Source organism: Salegentibacter mishustinae, from assembly GCF_002900095.1.
Lineage (GTDB): Bacteria > Bacteroidota > Bacteroidia > Flavobacteriales > Flavobacteriaceae > Salegentibacter > Salegentibacter mishustinae.
On the sequence record NZ_LLKN01000002.1, the window covers coordinates 2,463,244 to 2,482,166 of the forward strand.

16 protein-coding genes are annotated in these 18,923 nt (G+C 36.2%); 9 read left to right on the forward strand and 7 right to left on the reverse strand.

The features are described 5' to 3' along the window. Positions 1 to 2 precede the first annotated feature (2 nt). Together APB85_RS13840 and pheT are read left to right on the forward strand one after the other, a co-directional pair. Positions 3 to 917, forward strand: a complete 915-nt coding sequence (locus APB85_RS13840) for a tetratricopeptide repeat protein (RefSeq protein WP_057482019.1) — start codon at positions 3 to 5, stop codon at positions 915 to 917. A 246-nt stretch (positions 918 to 1,163) separates the two neighbouring features. Continuing rightward, positions 1,164 to 3,590, forward strand: coding sequence for a phenylalanine--tRNA ligase subunit beta (gene pheT / locus APB85_RS13845; protein WP_057482020.1), 2,427 nt, complete (start codon positions 1,164 to 1,166; stop codon positions 3,588 to 3,590). Positions 3,591 to 3,753: 163 nt separating this feature from the next. Here the strand turns inward: pheT and APB85_RS13850 are convergent, their stop codons facing one another. Continuing rightward, entirely contained in the window at positions 3,754 to 4,341 is a 588-nt protein-coding gene (locus APB85_RS13850) for a DUF4136 domain-containing protein (protein WP_083482207.1), read from the reverse strand. A gap of 130 nt (positions 4,342 to 4,471) precedes the next feature. After that, on the reverse strand, positions 4,472 to 5,026 hold the full coding sequence (locus tag APB85_RS13855; RefSeq protein WP_057482021.1) for a fasciclin domain-containing protein: 555 nt from the start codon (positions 5,024 to 5,026) through the stop codon (positions 4,472 to 4,474). Positions 5,027 to 5,279: 253 nt separating this feature from the next. On the opposite strand from APB85_RS13855, the gene APB85_RS13860 reads away from it, so the two are divergent. From APB85_RS13860 to APB85_RS13870, 3 genes are all read left to right on the forward strand, one after another. After that, positions 5,280 to 6,008 (forward strand): hypothetical protein, encoded by a 729-nt coding sequence (locus APB85_RS13860; protein WP_229792179.1) that lies wholly within the window; start codon positions 5,280 to 5,282, stop codon positions 6,006 to 6,008. A gap of 77 nt (positions 6,009 to 6,085) precedes the next feature. Continuing rightward, on the forward strand, positions 6,086 to 6,331 hold the full coding sequence (locus APB85_RS13865) for a putative signal transducing protein (protein ID WP_057482023.1): 246 nt from the start codon (positions 6,086 to 6,088) through the stop codon (positions 6,329 to 6,331). Next, positions 6,324 to 6,515, forward strand: coding sequence for a hypothetical protein (locus APB85_RS13870; protein WP_057482024.1), 192 nt, complete (start codon positions 6,324 to 6,326; stop codon positions 6,513 to 6,515). Before APB85_RS13865 ends, APB85_RS13870 begins: the two co-directional genes overlap by 8 nt. A gap of 85 nt (positions 6,516 to 6,600) precedes the next feature. Here APB85_RS13870 and APB85_RS13875 read toward each other — a convergent pair whose 3' ends face one another. Further along, entirely contained in the window at positions 6,601 to 7,611 is a 1,011-nt protein-coding gene (locus APB85_RS13875) for a 3-oxoacyl-ACP synthase III family protein (protein WP_057482025.1), read from the reverse strand. 139 nt (positions 7,612 to 7,750) lie between these two features. Between APB85_RS13875 and APB85_RS13880 the strand changes: the two genes are divergently transcribed. Next, on the forward strand, positions 7,751 to 10,210 hold the full coding sequence (locus APB85_RS13880) for a S9 family peptidase (protein ID WP_057482026.1): 2,460 nt from the start codon (positions 7,751 to 7,753) through the stop codon (positions 10,208 to 10,210). 304 nt (positions 10,211 to 10,514) lie between these two features. Here the strand turns inward: APB85_RS13880 and APB85_RS13885 are convergent, their stop codons facing one another. Continuing rightward, positions 10,515 to 11,825 (reverse strand): ABC1 kinase family protein, encoded by a 1,311-nt coding sequence (locus APB85_RS13885; RefSeq protein WP_057482027.1) that lies wholly within the window; start codon positions 11,823 to 11,825, stop codon positions 10,515 to 10,517. Positions 11,826 to 11,846: 21 nt separating this feature from the next. Further along, positions 11,847 to 12,515, reverse strand: coding sequence for a TetR family transcriptional regulator C-terminal domain-containing protein (locus APB85_RS13890; RefSeq protein WP_057482028.1), 669 nt, complete (start codon positions 12,513 to 12,515; stop codon positions 11,847 to 11,849). A gap of 222 nt (positions 12,516 to 12,737) precedes the next feature. On the opposite strand from APB85_RS13890, the gene htpG reads away from it, so the two are divergent. Continuing rightward, a complete protein-coding gene (gene htpG, locus APB85_RS13895; RefSeq protein WP_057482029.1) occupies positions 12,738 to 14,624 on the forward strand; it encodes a molecular chaperone HtpG in 1,887 nt (628 codons plus the stop codon). A gap of 108 nt (positions 14,625 to 14,732) precedes the next feature. Here htpG and APB85_RS13900 read toward each other — a convergent pair whose 3' ends face one another. Then, a complete protein-coding gene (locus tag APB85_RS13900) occupies positions 14,733 to 16,946 on the reverse strand; it encodes a tetratricopeptide repeat-containing hybrid sensor histidine kinase/response regulator (RefSeq protein WP_057482030.1) in 2,214 nt (737 codons plus the stop codon). Between the two features lie 139 nt (positions 16,947 to 17,085). Here APB85_RS13900 and APB85_RS13905 point away from each other — a divergent pair, with 139 nt between their 5' ends. Together APB85_RS13905 and APB85_RS13910 are read left to right on the forward strand one after the other, a co-directional pair. Then, positions 17,086 to 17,445: a DoxX family protein gene (locus tag APB85_RS13905; protein ID WP_057482031.1), complete on the forward strand. Its 360-nt coding sequence runs from the start codon at positions 17,086 to 17,088 to the stop codon at positions 17,443 to 17,445. 3 nt (positions 17,446 to 17,448) lie between these two features. Beyond that, positions 17,449 to 18,033, forward strand: a complete 585-nt coding sequence (locus APB85_RS13910; protein WP_057482032.1) for an alpha-ketoglutarate-dependent dioxygenase AlkB family protein — start codon at positions 17,449 to 17,451, stop codon at positions 18,031 to 18,033. Between the two features lie 59 nt (positions 18,034 to 18,092). On the opposite strand, the gene APB85_RS13915 is transcribed toward APB85_RS13910, so the two are convergent. Beyond that, a complete protein-coding gene (locus APB85_RS13915; protein WP_057482033.1) occupies positions 18,093 to 18,875 on the reverse strand; it encodes a S1/P1 nuclease in 783 nt (260 codons plus the stop codon). Between the last annotated feature and the right edge of the window lie 48 nt (positions 18,876 to 18,923).

Genomic DNA, 18,923 nt, shown 5'->3' on the forward strand with positions numbered 1-18,923 from the left:
TTATGAAAGAGGGAATAGTTTTAAGAAGGTTGATAAGCTTGATGCTTATTTTATGTGGCGGATTGCTGTTTGCTCAGGAAGACAGTGAAATGGCACTTGAAGAGAAATTATATGAAGAATATAAAAGTAACGGGCTTGATAAAGCTATGCAAATGTATAAAAAGCATAAAACTGCAGAATATGAAGGCTTGCAAGAACCCTTAAATCTCCTCGGTTATAAGTTGATGATGGAAGATAACGACCTGAAAACCGCAGAGCAGGTTTTTCAAGCACAAATTGAAGAATATCCCGAAGAAGCCAATCCTTATGATTCTTATGGCGATCTATTATTGGAAAAAGGAGAAAATGAGAAGGCTAAAGAGAATTTTAAGAAAGCAGCAAAATTAGCGGAAAATATAGAAGATGAAGCAGAAAAAACCGAAATGAAACAAGCCTCGCTTTCTAAATTAGCCCGTTTAGAAAACAAGCATCGAAAATTAGATTTTCTAGCCGGAGATTGGGAAATAACACAAACCGGTTACAGAGATGGTAAGGCGATAAACATACCTAAAAGTAAACAAAACGTCACTTACTTACCTGGAGAATCGGTTTTAAGAATAACTCATACTAAGGAGGATAATGCGGCTTGCTGTGAAAGAATAGTAGCTTATGACGCCATGGATGGCACTTTCCAAATGGCTTATGTTAACGCAATCAATCCTAATGGCATTCAGGTTTCTGATCTTACTATAACCGAAACAGGGGACGGTGAATTTGAATTTATGGAAGACTACATGCAAAACAATAAGAAAAAACAAGCTAAACACGTAATCCTCCAAAAAGATAAAGATCATGTAGAATGGAATGTCTATCTACCAAAAGAAGGCAGCCAGGACTGGGAACTCGTAAATAAAATGGAGTTTAAAAGAGAAGCTTAATTATTAGTTTAAGTTTAATTAGCGTTTGAAAGGAGCAACTTAGGTTGCTCCTTTTTTTATGAATTTCCCTGAAATTAATCCATTAAAGACCCCGGCCAGTATTCTTTAGATTTTAATCAAAAAATCATTTTTTTAATCGAAGAAACTTACAAAGGATATAAATCTCGATTATCGAGTAAAATTAAAATTTGAAATTATGCCAAAACTATTCGTAATACTATCTTTGCGAACTGAAAATATTGAGACATGAAAATTTCATATAACTGGCTTAAACAATTCATTAAACTTCCTGAAGCTCCAGAAGCAACCGGAGAACTACTTACTGATCTTGGACTTGAGGTGGAAGGCCTGGACAGTTTTCAGAGTATTAAAGGTGGTCTTGAAGGGATTGTAGTTGGCCATGTGCTAGAATGTAAAAGTCATCCTAATGCCGATAAATTACAACTTACCAATGTAGATCTGGGCAATGGCGAGCAGGTGCAAATCGTTTGTGGCGCGCCTAATATTGCAGCAGGACAAAAGGTTCCGGTTGCCACAATTGGCACTACCCTTTTCGGCGAAAATGGAGAGGCATGGCCAATTAAAAAAGGCAAGATTAGAGGTGAAGCCAGTTTTGGAATGATTTGTTCTGAAAAAGAACTTGGGCTTGGCCAAAGCCATGAAGGAATTATGGTGATGAAAGATGACCTTATTCCAGGAACTCCCGTAGCTGAAATTTTTGAGGTAGAAAACGACCAGGTTTTTGAAATAGGACTAACACCAAACCGTGCCGATGCCATGAGCCATTGGGGCGTTGCCAGAGATCTTAAAGCCGGTTATACCCAACAAGGGAAAAATCTGGAACTTATCACTCCTTCGGTTAGTAGTTTTCATGTAGATAATAGAAGTCTTAAGATCCAGATACAAGTTGAAGATTCGGCGCTTGCTCCCAGATATTGCGGAGTAACGATCTCAGGGCTTAAGGTTGAAGAATCTCCAAAATGGCTTCAGAATAGATTAAAAGCAATAGGCCTTGGCCCAAAGAATAACGTGGTAGATGCTACTAATTACGTAATGCACGAGCTTGGGCAACCGCTACACGCATTTGATGCCGGAAAAATTGCCGGTAATGAAATCAATGTAAAAACATTAGAAAAAGGGACAAAATTTACCACCTTAGATGATGTAGAACGTGAACTCCACGAAGAAGATCTTATGATCTGTGACGCCGAAAAACCACTGTGTATTGCCGGTGTATTTGGTGGAGCCACAAGCGGAGTTACCTCAGCTACCACACAAATTTTCCTGGAAAGCGCTTATTTTAATCCAGTAAGTGTTAGAAAAACCGCAAAAAGACACGCTTTGAACACCGATGCTTCTTTTAGATTTGAACGGGGAATTGATCCTAATATTACGGAATATGCTTTAAAACGTGCTGTGCTTTTAATTACTGAAATTGCCGGCGGCGAAGTAACAAGTGATATTGATGATCTTTACCCGAAGAAAATTGAAGACTTCCAGGTTTTTCTAACTTTCGATAAAGTAAATAAACTTATTGGCGAAAACCTTCAGCAAGAAACCATTAAATCTATCCTTGCTTCTCTTGAAATTCGTGTAAATAATGTTACCGAAACCGGGATGGGCCTTACTATTCCATCTTACCGAGTAGATGTGCAGCGCGAAGCCGACGTAATTGAAGAGATTTTAAGAGTTTATGGTTATAACAATATTAAGTTTGGTGAAAAGCTAAATGCCTCAGTAGCCAATTCTTCTAAATTTGAAGATTACCGACTTCAAAATTTAATCGCCAACCAGTTAGTAGGGCAAGGTTTTTACGAAACTATGGCTAACTCACTTACCACACCTGCCTATACCGAATTGAGTGAGCAATTGAATGCCTCCCAAAATGTAAAAATGCTGAATCCTTTAAGTCAGGATTTATCAGTTTTACGCCAATCTATGTTGTATTCTGGTTTGGAATCTGTGAGTTATAATATTAACAGGAAACGCAGCGATTTAAAATTATTTGAATTCGGAAAAACCTATCACGATTTTAACGGTAGCCGGGTTGAGAACAAACATCTTTCTATTTTTATTAGTGGAAACCGAAATGCAGAACGCTGGAATTCAACTTCAGAAAGAACAGATTTCTTTTTATTGAAAGGTATTATCGAATCTATTTTTCAAAGGTTGGGTATTGAAAATTTAAAACCTTCCGCAGTAAAATCTGATGTATTTTCTGAAGGACTTATATTTTCTTCTGCAAAAAGTAATTTGGTTTCATTTGGGGTAATTCGTAAAAAGGTATTGAAGCATTTTGATATTGAACAGGAGGTATTGTATGCCGATTTTAACTGGGATGCTTTATTAGAAGTTACCAAAGCCAGAAAGACCAGCTTTAGCGCTATTCCTAAATATCCAGCGGTTAGACGTGATTTTGCCCTTCTATTAAACAATAACGTTTCTTATGAAGAAATTGAGCAAATCGCTCTAAAAACAGAGAAAAAACTTCTTAAAGAAGTAGACCTTTTTGATGTTTACCAGGGAAGTAATCTTCCGGAAGGAAAGAAAAGTTACGCGGTAAGTTTTAAGTTTCAGGATGAAAATAAAACCCTTACCGATAAGCAGGTAGATAAAATGATGAAAAAGCTTCAGCACAGGTTTGAAGAAGAACTTCAGGCAGAATTGAGGTAATTATATACAAAATTGGCTGTTTAAACTTTAATCTTTACGTCAATCTGAATTTATTTCAGGTTCTAACTTGAACTAAGTTTCAATTTAGCTTAGACTCTGAAACAAGTTCAGAGTGACGTTAGGAGTATTTAAACAGCCAATTTTTATTTTCTGCTAAAGAGAATTATGGAAATTCTTTAAAAATCTCATCTACATAATCTCTTATATCTCTTTCTAATCTTTTTGAACCAATTTCTTCATCGGCAGTTCCACGCCATAAGATTTCGTTTGTTCTTCTATCTATAAGATCTATAACAATAGATTTTTCTTTATAAGGAAGTTGTTTAACCTTATCTGCTGCCGTAATTCGCTGAACGGTGAAATAGTTGTCATAAGTATAATCTTCATAGTATGGCCCTATATAAAGCCCGGGGCGATAGTATGAAAAATTGGTATAAACAGGATCTGCATTTACATCTGCTATTCTTTCATCAAACATTGCGTGAACATACACTAGCACATCTGGCCGGCTATTATCTATAGCATAACCTTCGCTAGACATATTATTGTTTATAGTAGATATAATCACTTCGTGAATGCGATTATTATCATAACCCGTATCCTTAATAGTATCCTTATTAGGTAAATAAGAATACGTATTGTACTTCTTTATTTTTTTTGCAGAGTCTTTAGAAATATTGCTTCCAGAACCACAAGACATCATAAAGGCTCCCGCCATAATTAATGTGATAAGTAATTTTACTTTCTTCATAAATTTTAATTTTCATTCAAAATAAGCCTTCCTCGAGAACTAGAAAAAGGATATAACTTTTTTGATATTTAATTAACAAATAAGAGCGGCCATTTAGGCCGCTCTTTAATTCTTCTTTTTCAATAGCAATTTATTTCCCTGGCAATACTACTGTATCTATAACATGAATAACTCCATTTGACTGGTTGACATCTGCTGTAGTTACTGTAGCTACATTACCTGAAGCATCTTTAAGCTTTACTTTGCCATCTTCCATCATGGCATAAAGTTTTCCACCTTGCACGGTTTCAAAAGTAGCTTTTCCATCACCTTCTTCAATTGCGGCAACAACATCTTTTGCTCCAAAATCACCTGCAATTACGTGGTAAGTAAGCACAGCTTGCAATTGTTCTTTATTCTCTGGCTTTAAAAGGCTTTCTACGGTTCCTGCTGGCAGTTTTTCGAAAGCTGCGTTAGTTGGTGCAAATACTGTAAAAGGACCTTCACTTTGAAGAGTTTCAACTAAACCCGCAGCTTTCACTGCAGCTACCAAAGTGGTGTGATCATTAGATTGCGAGGCATTTTCTACAATGTTTTTGTTAGGATACATTTCTGCACCACCAACCATAGTAGATCCGTTCTGGGCCATTAAAGTCCCGCCAATGAATAGGAAACAAAAAATTCCTAATAGTTTTAAATTTCTCATAACAATAATTTTTAAATGGTTTATTAAATAAACGAGATTAAGGCTGCTTCGGTTTTAATTATTATTCGATTTAGCATTTACTTAGCTACTCGTATATTTTAATTTTTGTCTAATTTAATTTTAATTATGTTAAACAGTATTTAAAAATATCCAATTAGGATAGATTTAACATCAAGAGGATCAGAATTAAAAATAGGATTGCAAGAATCATCTTAATTACTTAATTTAGTGACAGATGCTAAAGAAAAAGAAAATGAAGTTGAATTTAAACTTGCCCCGCACTAATCTAGAAGTGCAGTTGCATAAGTCTCGCGAAAAAAGAATTTCTACTGAAAAAATTTTAAAACAAGTACAGGAGATATTTGAAAATGAAGCAAGAAAGGAAGATGAAATTCTTAATGAAATTCATCACGGAGATGCCGGAATTAATAATTTTAACCTGGATCTATTAGAAAGCAATAGAATTTTTCACCTCTCAGATATTGAAAAGCTCTGTATTGATTATCGCCTGCGTTTCTTAGACAGTACTTATTTTAAAGGGGAAATTCCTTACGAAGCCCTCTGTAAAATTAAAGCCCTGGAAAAGGAACAACAAAAATCTTTAAAAGGGTTTAAAATCGTTGCGCCTTCTAAACTTTTTAAACTTGAAAATGCCGATGACCCTTTACTTTTCGCTCCTATGGGGAACGATTATTTTTACCTAATTCACAAATGGGGTAATGATTTGCATCCTTTAAGAAAGTTAATGATGTGGCCATTTAAGCATTTAGAAAATTTTATTGCTTTGCTGCTGGTTCTTAGCTTTCTAGTTGCTCTATTAATTCCCGACGGACTTTTCTCACCACAACAAACCACCACGCAGTTTTTAATGATTTTTTTCTTTGCATTCAAATGGGTTGCCGGCCTTTCTATTTTCTACGGATTTAAAAAAGGAAAGAATTTTAGTTCGGCTATTTGGCGAAGCAAATACTATAATGCCTAGAACGTTAAACTCTGTATAAAATGGCCATTAAGCTATATTATACTTCGTATTTTAGATAGTGCTAAAAACTATACATTATGAGTTCAGACGAATCTTACGAGCGTGTTTATACGGGTTCTGATACCAACGTTCAATACCTACAGGAACTTTTTGGTAAAGCAGGAATTTCCTCCCGCGTTAGAAACGATTTTGATTCAGGATTACGCGCCGGATTTGGCGGTGGTCTACCGGGACAGGTTCAGCTGTTTGTGGTAAAAAATCATTACGATGAAGCCTTAAAAATCGCAAAAACAACCTTCCCAAAAGATTATAAAGATGAGTAACCTCAAAGGAGGAAAACGTAACAAATGGTATTTAATACTGGGAATTATTTTTCTTGTATACGGTACCTACCGGCTCTACACCCACTTAACTGCAGAAAAAACCGATAACTTTGGATCTGTTTTGGCAGTAGGTTTTATTGTCTTTGGGATCTATGATCTATTTAGATACTTTAGAAAAGTCTAGAAAATAAAATGCATTAAACATATAAAAATAAAGAAAGGTCATTCTATAAAAGAAATGACCTTTTTTTATTGAAGTTCAGTTATTATTACCAGCTTATCACGGCACTAGCCCACGTAAATCCGCTACCAAATGCGGCTAATACCACAACATCTTCATCTTTAATCTTTCCTTTCTCCCAGGCTTCGCATAAAGCAATAGGAATAGACGCTGCAGTAGTGTTTCCATATTTCTGAATATTGTTAAAAATCTGGTCGTCACTTAATCCAAATTTTTGCTGCACAAATTGTGAAATTCTTAAATTGGCTTGATGCGGAATCAACATATCAATATCCTTAACTTCAAGTCCGTTGGCTTTTAAGCCTTCCATGATTACTTCAGAAAAACGCTGAATCGCATTTTTAAAAACAAATTGACCATTCATATAAGGATAATAAGGAATATCATCTCCCTGCGGGTTTTCAGCAATAATTTCAGGAACCCAGTGCTCTGTACTTGGTCCTTTTAGAGAAAGTTCTAAAGCGTGTTTTCCTTCAGAATGTAAATGAGTAGATAGAATTCCCTCACCATTATGATCGCTTCTTGTTAAAACCACTGCTCCTGCCCCATCACCAAAAATAACCGAAACCGAACGCCCACGGCTCGTAAAATCAAGTCCGCCACTGTGATTCTCACTACCAATAACCAGTACATTTTTATACATCCCGGTTTTTATAAATTGATCGGCAGTAGAAAGGCCGTAGATAAATCCGCTGCATTGGTTTCTAACATCCAAAGCAGGACAGGTATTTATATCTAACATTTCCTGAACCTGCACTCCGCAACCAGGAAAATAATAATCTGGACTAAGGGTTGCAAAAACGATCAGGTCAATATCATCTTTATCAATTTTAGCGCGCTCAATAGCAATTTTGGCAGCTTTCACACCCATAATAGCGGTAGAATTACCATCTCCTTTTTTAATGTGCCGCCTTTCTTTGATACCGGTTCTCTCCTGAATCCATTCATCGCTGGTATCCATTATTTTGGCCAAATCATCATTAGTAACAACATTCTCTGGCACATAACTCCCAACTCCGGCTATTTTAGATTGATACATATTCTATTGTTTAGTATATTTAGACCTTATTCAATTTAAATTTAAGCATTTAATAAAAAACGGGGTCGCAATATAGTAAAGATTAACATTACTGCGATTATAGCCCCTTTTTATTTTCATTTCCAAAAACCACATTATTATGAGAAAAATTTTTTTAAGTCTTTTCAGTTTAATGCTGAGTTTTCCTGCTCTCTTTGCACAGGAAGATCTAACCTACCAAAAACCACCCGAGGAAATCCTTGAACTGGTAGATGTACCACTAGCTCCTTCTACAATTTTAGATAGCGATGGTGAAATGATGGTATTCCTATATCGCGACCAATACAAATCTATTGCTGAACTTAGTGAAGAAGAACTAAGACTTGGCGGATTAAGAATTAACCCGGTAACAAACATTAGTAGTCGCGCCAGGTATTATAATAACCTGGAGGTTAAACCTATTGATGCCGAAACTCCAACCCAGGTAAAAGGTTTACCCGAAAATGCCCGCCTGGCAAATTTTAACTGGTCTCCAGATGAAACAAAAATAGCTTTTACCCATACTACAAATAACGGGGTAGAGCTTTGGGTTATGGATTTGGAAAATGGCCAGGCCAAAAAGTTGACCGAAGCCAAGCTTAACGCGAATATGCGCGATGTGATTAACTGGTTTAAAGATAATTCATCGGTATTAGTTAAAATGCTTCCTGAAGATCGTAAAGCTCTAATCAATACCGAAACTGCTATTCCTACAGGACCTACAGTTTCAGTAAGTGATGGGAAAGAAGCCCAAAATCGTACCTACCAGGATTTACTTAAAAATCCTAACGACGAATATAATTTTGAACAATTAGCTCGGTCAGAATTAGTAAAAGTAAATTTAGACGGTACTTCAGAGAAATGGATGGACGCTAAAATGTACAACAGCGTTTCATTCTCTCCAAACGGAGAATATGTGATGGTGAATCACCTCAAAAAGCCTTTTTCTTATTTGGTTCCCTATTACAGGTTCCCTTCAGAAACAAATATTTACTCCATTGATGGAGATTTGGTAAACCAGGTAAACGATGAGCCTTTATTGGAAGATCTACCCAAAGGTTTTATGTCTACTCAAACAGGTAGAAGAAATGTACAATGGCGCAGCGACAAACCGGCCACGCTGGTTTACGTAAAAGCTTTAGATGAAGGAGATCCTGAAATTGAAGTTGATTTTAGAGATGAAGTTTTTGTTTTAGAAGCTCCATTTAGCGGGGAAGGAAATTCTATCCTGAAAACCCAGGATCGTTTTTCTGGAATTACCTGGGGAGATGATGAAATTGCTATTGCCTATGATTATTGGTGGAATACACGTAATACAAAAACCTATGTTTTTAATCCATCTGATGCTTCAGAAGAGCCGGAAGTGATCTTTGACAGGAATTATCAGGATCGTTACAGCGACCCTGGAAGTTTTGTGACCACAAAAAATGATTTTGGCCAGAGCATTTTAAAACTGGATGGTGAAGATGCTTTTCTGCTTGGTGACGGTTATAGCGAGGAAGGACAATTTCCTTTTGTAGATAAAATTGACCTGGAAGATGGCGAAACCGAACGCCTATACCAATCTGAATACAACGACAAGAAAGAGACTCTTGTAGAGGCTTTAGATATTGAAGATGGAGAAATCCTGGTAAGGATAGAATCGGCTACCGAATATCCTAATTATTATATTAGAGACATAAACGATAAAGAAGACCTAACACAAATCACTTCTTTTGAAAATCCTTTTAAAAGTCTTGAAAACGTAAGTAAAGAAGTAATTACTTACGAGCGCGAAGATGGGTTGGAACTAAACGGAACACTTTATTTACCTGCCGGTTTTGACAAAGAAAACCCTGAAGAACATCCTATGATCGTTTGGGCTTACCCAAGAGAATACAAGGATAAAAATTCGGCTTCACAGAATACTTCAAACGCAAACGACTTCACTTATCCTTATTATGGCTCGCCAATCTATTGGGTAAACCGAGGTTATGTAGTATTAGACGATGCTTCTTTCCCAATTATTGGAGAAGGTGAAGAAGAACCAAATGACAGCTTTAGAAAACAACTGGTTGCAAATGGAAAAGCAGCAATTGATGCTGTTGCCGAAATGGGTTATATAGATCGTAATCGTGTTGCAGTTGGTGGCCATAGTTATGGCGCTTTTATGACGGCAAACCTGTTATCCCATTCTAATCTTTTTGCGGCCGGGATTGCCAGAAGTGGTGCTTATAACAGAACCCTAACTCCTTTCGGTTTCCAGAGTGAAGAGAGAAGCTATTGGGAAGCTCCGGAGGTTTATTATAATATGTCTCCTTTTATGCACGCCGATAAAATGAAAACCCCGCTTTTATTGATTCACGGGGAAGCAGATAATAATTCGGGAACTTACCCTATGCAAAGTGAGCGTTATTTTAACGCCTTGAAAGGACTGGGCGCTACTGCACGTTTGGTAATGTTGCCAAAGGAAAGTCATGGTTACAGCGCCAAAGAATCTGTTCTACATGTACTTTGGGAGCAAGACCAGTGGCTAGAACAATACGTGAAGAATAAAGAAAAGGCAGGAAATATTGAAACTGCAGAGGAAATGAAAGATTAAAATTTAGGTTTTATACCTAAATTAGGCTGTTTGAGAAGCTCTTCTTCCGTCAAGCTGAACTTGTTTCAGCTTCTAACATCATAGATCCTGAAACAGGTTCAGGATGACGATTTTAAGTCTTCTCAAACAGCCTTTTTTAATTCAGTGTTTATGAGAAAATTTTTCGGAAATCCTGGTTGAAAATTCCTATTTGAAACGGAAGAATTTAGCATCTCATTTAGCGACCAAAAATAGGAAAAGCGCTGTTACCATAGGGACGGTAACAACGCTCTTCCACAACCTAACCAATAAATAAAACCAACAATTATGACATATAATCGCGGAACCTATTAACTTCTATCTTTGCTTTGAGATCGTGCAGTAAATTATATAATCCAAAAAATGTGCGGTTTATATAAAGAAAGTGTTTACTTCCTCTATTTCCATTCATTTTTCGCAATTCGGTATCCTTACTATATTTTTCGCTGAGTGCTGTAATTGAATTCCAAAAGCTTTCGTCTGCAAAATCAAAAGTCTCTTCGTGAAATGGACCTGTGAATAAGCTCAGCATCTCATAAAACAACTCTGAAAAATATTTGATCTCTCGCTCAGAATCATCTTCTCGTAAAATTTCTAATTGAAAAAGTTTCTCGTTGAAAAATTCAGGATTATCAATATTTTCTTTTTTTGCCAGTTCAAAGTAAGGCACATAGAAATCATCTGGCACCTGCTTGATACAACCAAAATCTATAGCAATTAGATTAGCTTCTTTATCAATAAGGAAATTTCCCGGGTGAGGATCGGCGTGCACTTCTTTTAGACCGTGCATTTGGTACATATAAAAATCCCAAAGTGCCTGCCCAACCTTATTCGCTTTTTCCTGGTCTGTATTTTCCTTTGCAAATTCACTTAAATGTTTCCCATTCATCCAATCCATCGTGATTATTCGCTCACTGGATAGATCTTCGTAATATTTAGGAAATTTAAGATTAGGAATATGTGCACAGGCTTCAGAAATTTCTTTACTCTGTTTTACTTCTAGAATGTAATCAGTTTCCTCGAGCAATTTTCCTTCAACTTCTTTAAAATACTTTGCGGAATCCTTACCCTGAAGATTAAACATTCGGGTAGCAATAGGTTTAACCATTGCAAGATCTGAACTTATACTATCTGCAACGCCGGGATATTGAATTTTCACAGCAAGTTTTTTCCCATCTTTTTCGGCTTTGTGAACCTGGCCAATGCTGGCAGCATTCACAGATTCGCTCGCAAATTTATCGTATAATTCTTCAGGGTAAGCTCCGTTATATTTTTTAAATGTTTTTCTAACTAAAGGAGCAGAGAGCGGCGGCACACTAAATTGCGCCAAACTAAATTTCTCTACATAGGCATTTGGCAAAAGGCTTTTTTCCATAGAAAGCATTTGCGCGACTTTAAGAGCACTTCCTTTTAAGCTTTTCAGGCTATCATAAATATCATCGGCATTATCCTTATCTAATTCGTCTCTTGTAAAGTCAGAATTAAAAGCTTTTTTGCTGTAATATTTAAGGTAATTGCCTCCTAACTTCACTCCGGTTTGCATCAGTTTTGAAGTTCGGCCAATTTTGCCGGTTGGTATGTTATCTATTGTTTTCATGGTAATTTGAGGTAGACTTTCTTAAGCCATTTTTTCTTTCCATAGGAATTTTCCTAAATCTATAACCCTTTCTAGAGGGGTATTGTCGAACACATCAAAAACAGTGTTTACTGACTTTTCTATCGCAACATCAGTGCTTTCAAATTGAGCAGAATTGTCATCCATCCAAAATTTCATTAGGAACATTAGTTGTACCCAGGCTGCTTCAGAAAATATTTTTTCTGATTGCTGTAAAGCCTGAACTCCTTTATCTGCATTACCGTCCTGGATTAGATCTCTGGCAAAGGATTTTACTCTTTTCCTTAATCCTTTTAATTGCTGAAGATTTTTAAGTTGACTTTCATGCTCCTTCAATGAAAAGAGCACATAACTTCTATTTGCAGTCAGCATTTCAAAGAAGGTGTAATAGAAGGTGAGCATCTTTTCACGGTTGGTGAAAGTCTCAAACTCAGGACTTTTATGAAGCACGGTGATAGTGTGCTCGTAGAATCTTTCCCAAATTCCTTTCTGCAATCCTTCAAAACTTCCATAGAAATTGTAGAATTCCTCTTCCTTGATCTTATTCTCCTTACAAAATTTATAAACCGTTTTAGGACGCTTCTCTTCTTCCAATACATAATCCATATATATTGAAATAAGCTTGTCATTATCTAAAACTTTCTTCGTTGTATTTTTTTTAGCTGTAGCCATAATTGTTATTTCTTTTTCAAAGATACACTTTTGTTTAAGTTTTAATTCATAATATTAAACAAAAAGTTTGTTAAATATATTCTTTGGTTAAATTGTGTTTCAGAAAGTTAGACGCTATGCTGCGTTTCACATTACAGCTTATGTCAGTTTGTCAGCGGAGTTTTAATGGTATTTTTTTTGACTATAAAAAGGCAACGTAAAATATTATTAAAACAAACATATATGGCAACCGGAAAAATTAATGTTTCTGTAGAGAACATTTTCCCACTGATAAAGAAGTTTCTTTACAGTGACCACGAAATCTTTTTAAGGGAGTTAATCTCTAATGCGACTGATGCAACCTTAAAATTAAAACACCTTACCGATATTGGCGAAACCGATGTAAAATATGGTAACCCGGTAATTGAGGTAAAGATTGACAAAGAGGGCAAAAAACTTCACGTTATAGACCAGGGTGTTGGAATGACGAAAGAAGAAGTTGAAAAATATATTAATGAAGTAGCTTTCTCTGGTGCTGAAGAATTCCTTGAAAAATATAAAGACTCTGCTAAAGACAGCGGAATTATTGGTCATTTTGGTCTAGGGTTCTATTCTGCCTTTATGGTGGCAAACAAAGTAGAGATCCTTACCAAATCTTACAAAGATGACCAGGCTGCACATTGGGTTTGTGAAGGTACTACTGATTTCACACTGGAAGACGCCGATAAAAAAGAGCGAGGAACCGAAATCATACTTCATATAAATGAAGAAGATGAAGAGTTCTTAGAAGAAAACAGGATTCAGGAATTATTGGTAAAGTATAACAAGTTTATGCCTATCCCAATTAAGTTTGGTACAAAGGAAGAAACTTTACCATTACCAGAAGATGCTCCTGAAGATGCTGAGGCTGAAACCAAAACGGTAGATAACATCATCAACAATCCTTCTCCAGCCTGGACTAAACAGCCAACCGATTTAGAAGACCAGGATTATAAAGATTTTTACCGCGAATTGTATCCAATGCAATTTGAGGATCCATTATTCCACATCCACCTTAATGTAGACTACCCGTTTAATCTTACCGGAATTCTTTATTTCCCTAAGATGACGCAGGATATGAACATTCAGAAGGATAAAATTCAGCTTTATCAAAACCAGGTTTTTGTAACCGATAATGTTGAAGGAATTGTTCCGGAATTCTTAACCATGCTTCGCGGGGTTATAGATTCTCCAGATATTCCGTTGAACGTTTCCCGTTCTTATCTTCAGGCAGATGGTGCCGTTAAAAAGATTTCCAGCTACATTACCCGTAAAGTAGCAGATAAATTGAAATCTCTTTTCAATAATAATCGTGAAGATTTTGAGCAAAAATGGAACGATATTAAGATCGTTATCGAATACGGAATGCTTTCTGAAGATAAATTCTACGAAAAAGCGCAGAAGTTTGCACTTTACCCAACCGTAGATAACGAGTATTATACTTTTGATGAACTTCAGGAGAAATTAAAAGATAACCAAACCGATAAGAATGGAAATCTAGTAGTGCTTTATGCTTCTAACCAGGATGAGCAACACAGTTATATTGATGCGGCTAAAGCCAAAGGTTATAAGGTATTGTTATTAGATTCTCCAATTATTTCTCACCTACTTCAAAAGATGGAAGGCGAAAAAGAGAAAATCTCTTTTGTTCGTGTAGACTCAGATCAGGTAGATAACCTTATCAAAAAAGACGAAGAGAAGATTTCAAAACTTTCTGAAGAAGAAAAAGAGAAACTTAAGGCAGACTTTGAAAAAGTAATTCCGAAGGAAAAATATACCGTTCAAATGGAAGCGATGGATAGCGACGCAGCGCCATTGCTAATCACGCAACCAGAATTTATGCGCCGAATGAAGGAAATGCAGCAAACCGGTGGCGGCGGAATGTTTGGAATGGGAAATATGCCAGAAATGTATAACCTAGTGGTAAATACCAATCACCCGTTAATTTCCGAAATCCTAAATACCAAAACCGAGAAGAAACAGGAACGCTTAATTAAGCATTCTCTAGATCTTGCGAGATTATCTCAAAACCTGCTTAAAGGAGAAGAGCTTACTAATTTCGTAAAACGTAGTTTCGATATGGTAAAGTAATTTCTTCCTAGGAGGAAAATTTTGAGAAGGCCTGGAAACTTAACTTTCCAGGCCTTTTTATTTTATATAAACTAGAAGTTTGAAAAAGATAGATAGAGAACAAAAAGTTTAGTTCTTAGAGATAGATTCAACCCCTGCACTTAAATTCCGCTTAATAATTTGATAAAATCTTTCTACATCGTAGGGTTTCACAATAATATCATTCATCCCAGAGGCGTAAATCTCGTTTCTAACCTCTTCGATTTCTACCGCGGTTAATGCCACTACCGGTACGTGTTTATTGAAGTTCCTAATACGTTTAGTAGTTTCCATTCCATTAATTCCCGGCATATTCAAATCCATTAGAATAAGGTCAAAATTTTCAGAAGATGCTTTTTCTATAGCTTCCACTCCATTGGAAGCCACTATGCATTCAAAATTTTGTTTTTCCAAAATTCTCCTGGTAACCACCTGGTTGATTCTATTATCATCTACCACAAGAATTTTTTGTTTTTCCTTTAAATTATCTAAATAAACCTCGTGGGCAAAACCGGCTTTTTTAGTAGGAGACTGATCCTCTTTAAGACTAAGACTAAAACAAAACAACGAGCCCTCGCCTTCTTTGCTTTTTAAATGAATTTGGGAATCAAACAATTCAAGCAAACGTTTAACAATAGGCAAACCAAGCCCCGTTCCCTGATAATTATAATTAGAAGATTTAAGTTGAGAAAATTCCTCAAAAATTACTTTCTGTTTACTTTTTGGAATCCCTATGCCATCATCTTTTACTTCAAAATAAACTACGGACCTGTCTTCCACCCGGGCCTGTAACTTAACACTTATAAAAACATTACCATTTTCGGTAAATTTTACCGCGTTCCCCACGAGGTTCATAAGTATTTGAGACAAGCGTACAGGATCACCAATTAGGTCTTCCGGTATTTTTTCGTCTATATGATAATGCACCTTGTTTTTATTCTGAAGACGGGTAAACTCGAAAGTATTTACAATACTTAACACCAGCTCCCTAATATTAAACGGAATATTCTCCAGCTTTACCTGGTTAGACTCCATTTTATTCATTTGTAGCACATCATTGATAAGTGCCAAAAGATAATCGGCTGAAAATTTTAATGATTTTAGATCGCTTTCATGTTTTTTCAGGCTTTTATCATCTAATAATAAGGAAGCAAGCCCTACTACACCATATAGTGGCGTTCGCAACTCGTGACTTACAGTGGAAAGGAATTCCGTTTTCAGTTTAGAAAGACGTTCTGCATTATCCCGGGAATCCCTTAGCTGGTTGTTCTTTTCCTTTAGCTGGTGAATAAGCTTTTTTCTATCCTGGTTAATTTTATTCAAGATTAAAAGAATGATAATTAGAATAAGAGAAGCAACTACCATAATGAGAATTTTTTCGGTAGATTTTGCGATTAATTCATCCTGATAAGCCTGCTCTTTCTTTGATATCTCCAGGTTTCGGCGATATTCATTTACATCAAACCGGGCATTGGCGGCTTCGATTTGTGCCAGTTTATCTTTTTCGAAAAGCTGAGCATTATAATTATCATATTTTTCAAGGCTTTTGTAAGCCGCTTCAAATTCCCCTTTTTCAAACAACATTGCGGCGTAATCTTTACAAATTAAAGAGGCAGGCAACACCAAAGAATCTTTTTCTGCCAGTTTTAAACCCTGGGTAAAATAATATTCAGCAGAATCGAGTGCATTCGTTTTATGGTGATATTTCCCTAATAACATATAAAGTTGAGAACGGGCATTATTATTTTCTTTACCCTCTAAAAGTTTGAGAGATTCATTAAGGTAAGGGTACGCCTGCGAATATTTCTTCTCATCCATATAAGTCCAGGCAATATTAACAGTGGGAATTAATTTTTCTTCCGGAACTTTTAAACTATCTGCCAGGCCAATTACCTTGTTATAATATGCAATCCCTTTTTCCTCATTACCCTTTTCTTCAGAATATATATTTCCTAAATTATTATAGATATAAATTAGTAAAGTATCGTTTTCCAAACTATGGGCAATCTTCAACGCTTTTACATAATTAGATTTTGCGCGCGGGTTATCTTTTAATTCATTGTAAGCTATCCCTAAGTAATTGTGAGCATGGAATTTGTAGTAATTATCTCCTGAATTTTCGGCGTGTTCAAGTAGAATATAGGCATGCTCAATACCATCCTTATAATTGTATTTGGTTAAATATTCTGTAGTAATCTCGGTTAAATGCTCAAGACTATCTTTAGAAACAGGCTTATTATTTTGCGCAGAAAGCAAATTAAAACCTATTAAACAAAAAGTAAGCAGAAGGTAATTATGTTTCAATATTCCAGTAAGTTAGGTTGTAGAAAAGGGTCTCGAAAATTACTTTATTTTTGCCAAATACACAAGATTTTCAGTATTTTACAGACAATTTTCTTAAAAAATATAATTGATGCTGAAAATATATTTTTATCTTTAAAATATGCAATACCCCTGGCATCTTTATCTCATGGGCGCGATGTATATCGTAGCCGGAACAATACACTTTATAAAACCTAAAATGTATATGCGTATTATGCCTCGCTATTTGCCTGCGCATAAAACTCTGGTTTTACTCAGCGGCCTGGCCGAAATCTTTCTTGGATTTATGCTATTCTTTCCTGAAACAAAAGATCTTGCGATCTACGGAATTATTTTAATGTTACTGGTTTTTCTCCTGGTACATTTCTATATGCTTTCCTCAAAAAAAGCCGGTGCCGGTATTCCAAAATGGGCTTTGTTGCTAAGGGTCCCACTGCAATTTTTTCTTATGTATTGGGCCTGGTTCTATTTACAATTTTAAAAGATGAAATCAGAAATTTTTAGTTTACCTGATGCAGAGCTGGAGTATTTCCCAAATTTTCTAAACAAAGAAAAAGCTGATCTTTTGCTCGAGAAGTTGTTAAAAGAAGTTCACTGGCAACAACAAAATATTAAGCTCTTTGGGAAAGAGATTCCGCAGCCACGCTTAACATCATTCTATGCCGAACAGGGAATTTCCTATACTTACTCCGGATTACAGCTTAAACCAAATAGTTTTTCAACTGAATTGTGGGAATTAAAACAAGCTACCGAAGAACTTTCAGGCTTTGATTTCAATACCTGCCTTGCCAATCTTTATCGGCATGGAAATGACAGCATGGGCTGGCACGCCGATGATGAAAAGGTGCTAGGTAAGAATCCCGTGATCGCTTCAATTAGTTTAGGAGGCATCAGAAGGTTTCAATTTAAACATAAAACCAATAAAGATTTAAAGGAAAGTATTGAACTACAACACGGCAGCCTGCTAATTATGAAAGGCAGTATGCAGCATTTCTGGAAACACCAACTCCCAAAAACTAAAAAAGAAGTTGCTCCCAGGATCAATCTTACTTTTAGGAAAATAAATTAAAAAAGCCATTGCGAATGGTGCTCCACAATGGCTTTTCTAAAATAATTTCAGGCTTAAATTTATCCGTAAATCTCATTTAATATTTTCGCTAAGCGTATGCCGCCTTTTTGCAATTGCTTTAGCACAGTTGGTAAATGCTTATACATATACTCGTAACCCAGCTTCTCTCCTACTTCAACCGAATCGTAAAGTTCATCTGCCATTTCGCGAGACTCATATACCCAGTCTATAACCTCACCTTTTTCAATAGCTTCTATTTGCGCTCGGCTTAGTGTGCGGCTATTTTCAGCAAGTTCGGTATAACTCATCTGGTAAGAATCTATCATTTGGCTATCCCAAACCCTGTGAATATTAGAACCCTCATTGTACCAACGCACCTGTATATCGTTTCCACCTTTATCAGCTCCTCTTCCTACGTGAAAAGGCTGATGAAGGTCACCCACAAAATGCACCAACATTTTAAGGTAGAATTGTTTGTCTTCTTTAGAGGCATTTTCGTCCTTTAAAACCTCTTTACATTTTAAAATTGCCTGGTATAGATCTCCCTTAGGATTTGCGGTTTCTTCATTATATTTTTCCTCATCTGGAGCTAGATTCACGTAATGCCATGGCCCATATTTTCTAAAATCTGGATCACTTTTAATATCATCGGCATAATTTGCTACAAAAGCTAAGCCCTGTCCGTTTAAAATTTTATCAATTGCTTTTTTAGCTTTCTTGTTCAAATAGTTTTCAGCTATTTCTCCGGTAGCACGGTGTCCCGTTTTCCCCCAGTCATTATCATTGGCAAAACCAGCGTTTCCCATCAATAATACAAAAGCTAACATCAGTAATTTTTTCATCTATAGATTTTTTTAAAGATTAACGAAGATAAAAGCCTATCTCCATCA

Excerpts from the sequence above, each read along its gene's own strand:
- APB85_RS13840 (WP_057482019.1), top strand. The coding sequence starts at position 3 with ATGAAAGAGGGAATAGTTTTAAGAAGGTTGATAAGCTTGATGCTTATT.
- pheT (WP_057482020.1), top strand. The coding sequence starts at position 1,164 with ATGAAAATTTCATATAACTGGCTTAAACAATTCATTAAACTTCCTGAA.
- APB85_RS13850 (WP_083482207.1), bottom strand. The coding sequence starts at position 4,341 with ATGAAGAAAGTAAAATTACTTATCACATTAATTATGGCGGGAGCCTTT.
- APB85_RS13855 (WP_057482021.1), bottom strand. The coding sequence starts at position 5,026 with ATGAGAAATTTAAAACTATTAGGAATTTTTTGTTTCCTATTCATTGGC.
- APB85_RS13860 (WP_229792179.1), top strand. The coding sequence starts at position 5,280 with ATGAAGTTGAATTTAAACTTGCCCCGCACTAATCTAGAAGTGCAGTTG.
- APB85_RS13865 (WP_057482023.1), top strand. The coding sequence starts at position 6,086 with ATGAGTTCAGACGAATCTTACGAGCGTGTTTATACGGGTTCTGATACC.
- APB85_RS13870 (WP_057482024.1), top strand. The coding sequence starts at position 6,324 with ATGAGTAACCTCAAAGGAGGAAAACGTAACAAATGGTATTTAATACTG.
- APB85_RS13875 (WP_057482025.1), bottom strand. The coding sequence starts at position 7,611 with ATGTATCAATCTAAAATAGCCGGAGTTGGGAGTTATGTGCCAGAGAAT.
- APB85_RS13880 (WP_057482026.1), top strand. The coding sequence starts at position 7,751 with ATGAGAAAAATTTTTTTAAGTCTTTTCAGTTTAATGCTGAGTTTTCCT.
- APB85_RS13885 (WP_057482027.1), bottom strand. The coding sequence starts at position 11,825 with ATGAAAACAATAGATAACATACCAACCGGCAAAATTGGCCGAACTTCA.
- APB85_RS13890 (WP_057482028.1), bottom strand. The coding sequence starts at position 12,515 with ATGGCTACAGCTAAAAAAAATACAACGAAGAAAGTTTTAGATAATGAC.
- htpG (WP_057482029.1), top strand. The coding sequence starts at position 12,738 with ATGGCAACCGGAAAAATTAATGTTTCTGTAGAGAACATTTTCCCACTG.
- APB85_RS13905 (WP_057482031.1), top strand. The coding sequence starts at position 17,086 with ATGCAATACCCCTGGCATCTTTATCTCATGGGCGCGATGTATATCGTA.
- APB85_RS13910 (WP_057482032.1), top strand. The coding sequence starts at position 17,449 with ATGAAATCAGAAATTTTTAGTTTACCTGATGCAGAGCTGGAGTATTTC.
- APB85_RS13915 (WP_057482033.1), bottom strand. The coding sequence starts at position 18,875 with ATGAAAAAATTACTGATGTTAGCTTTTGTATTATTGATGGGAAACGCT.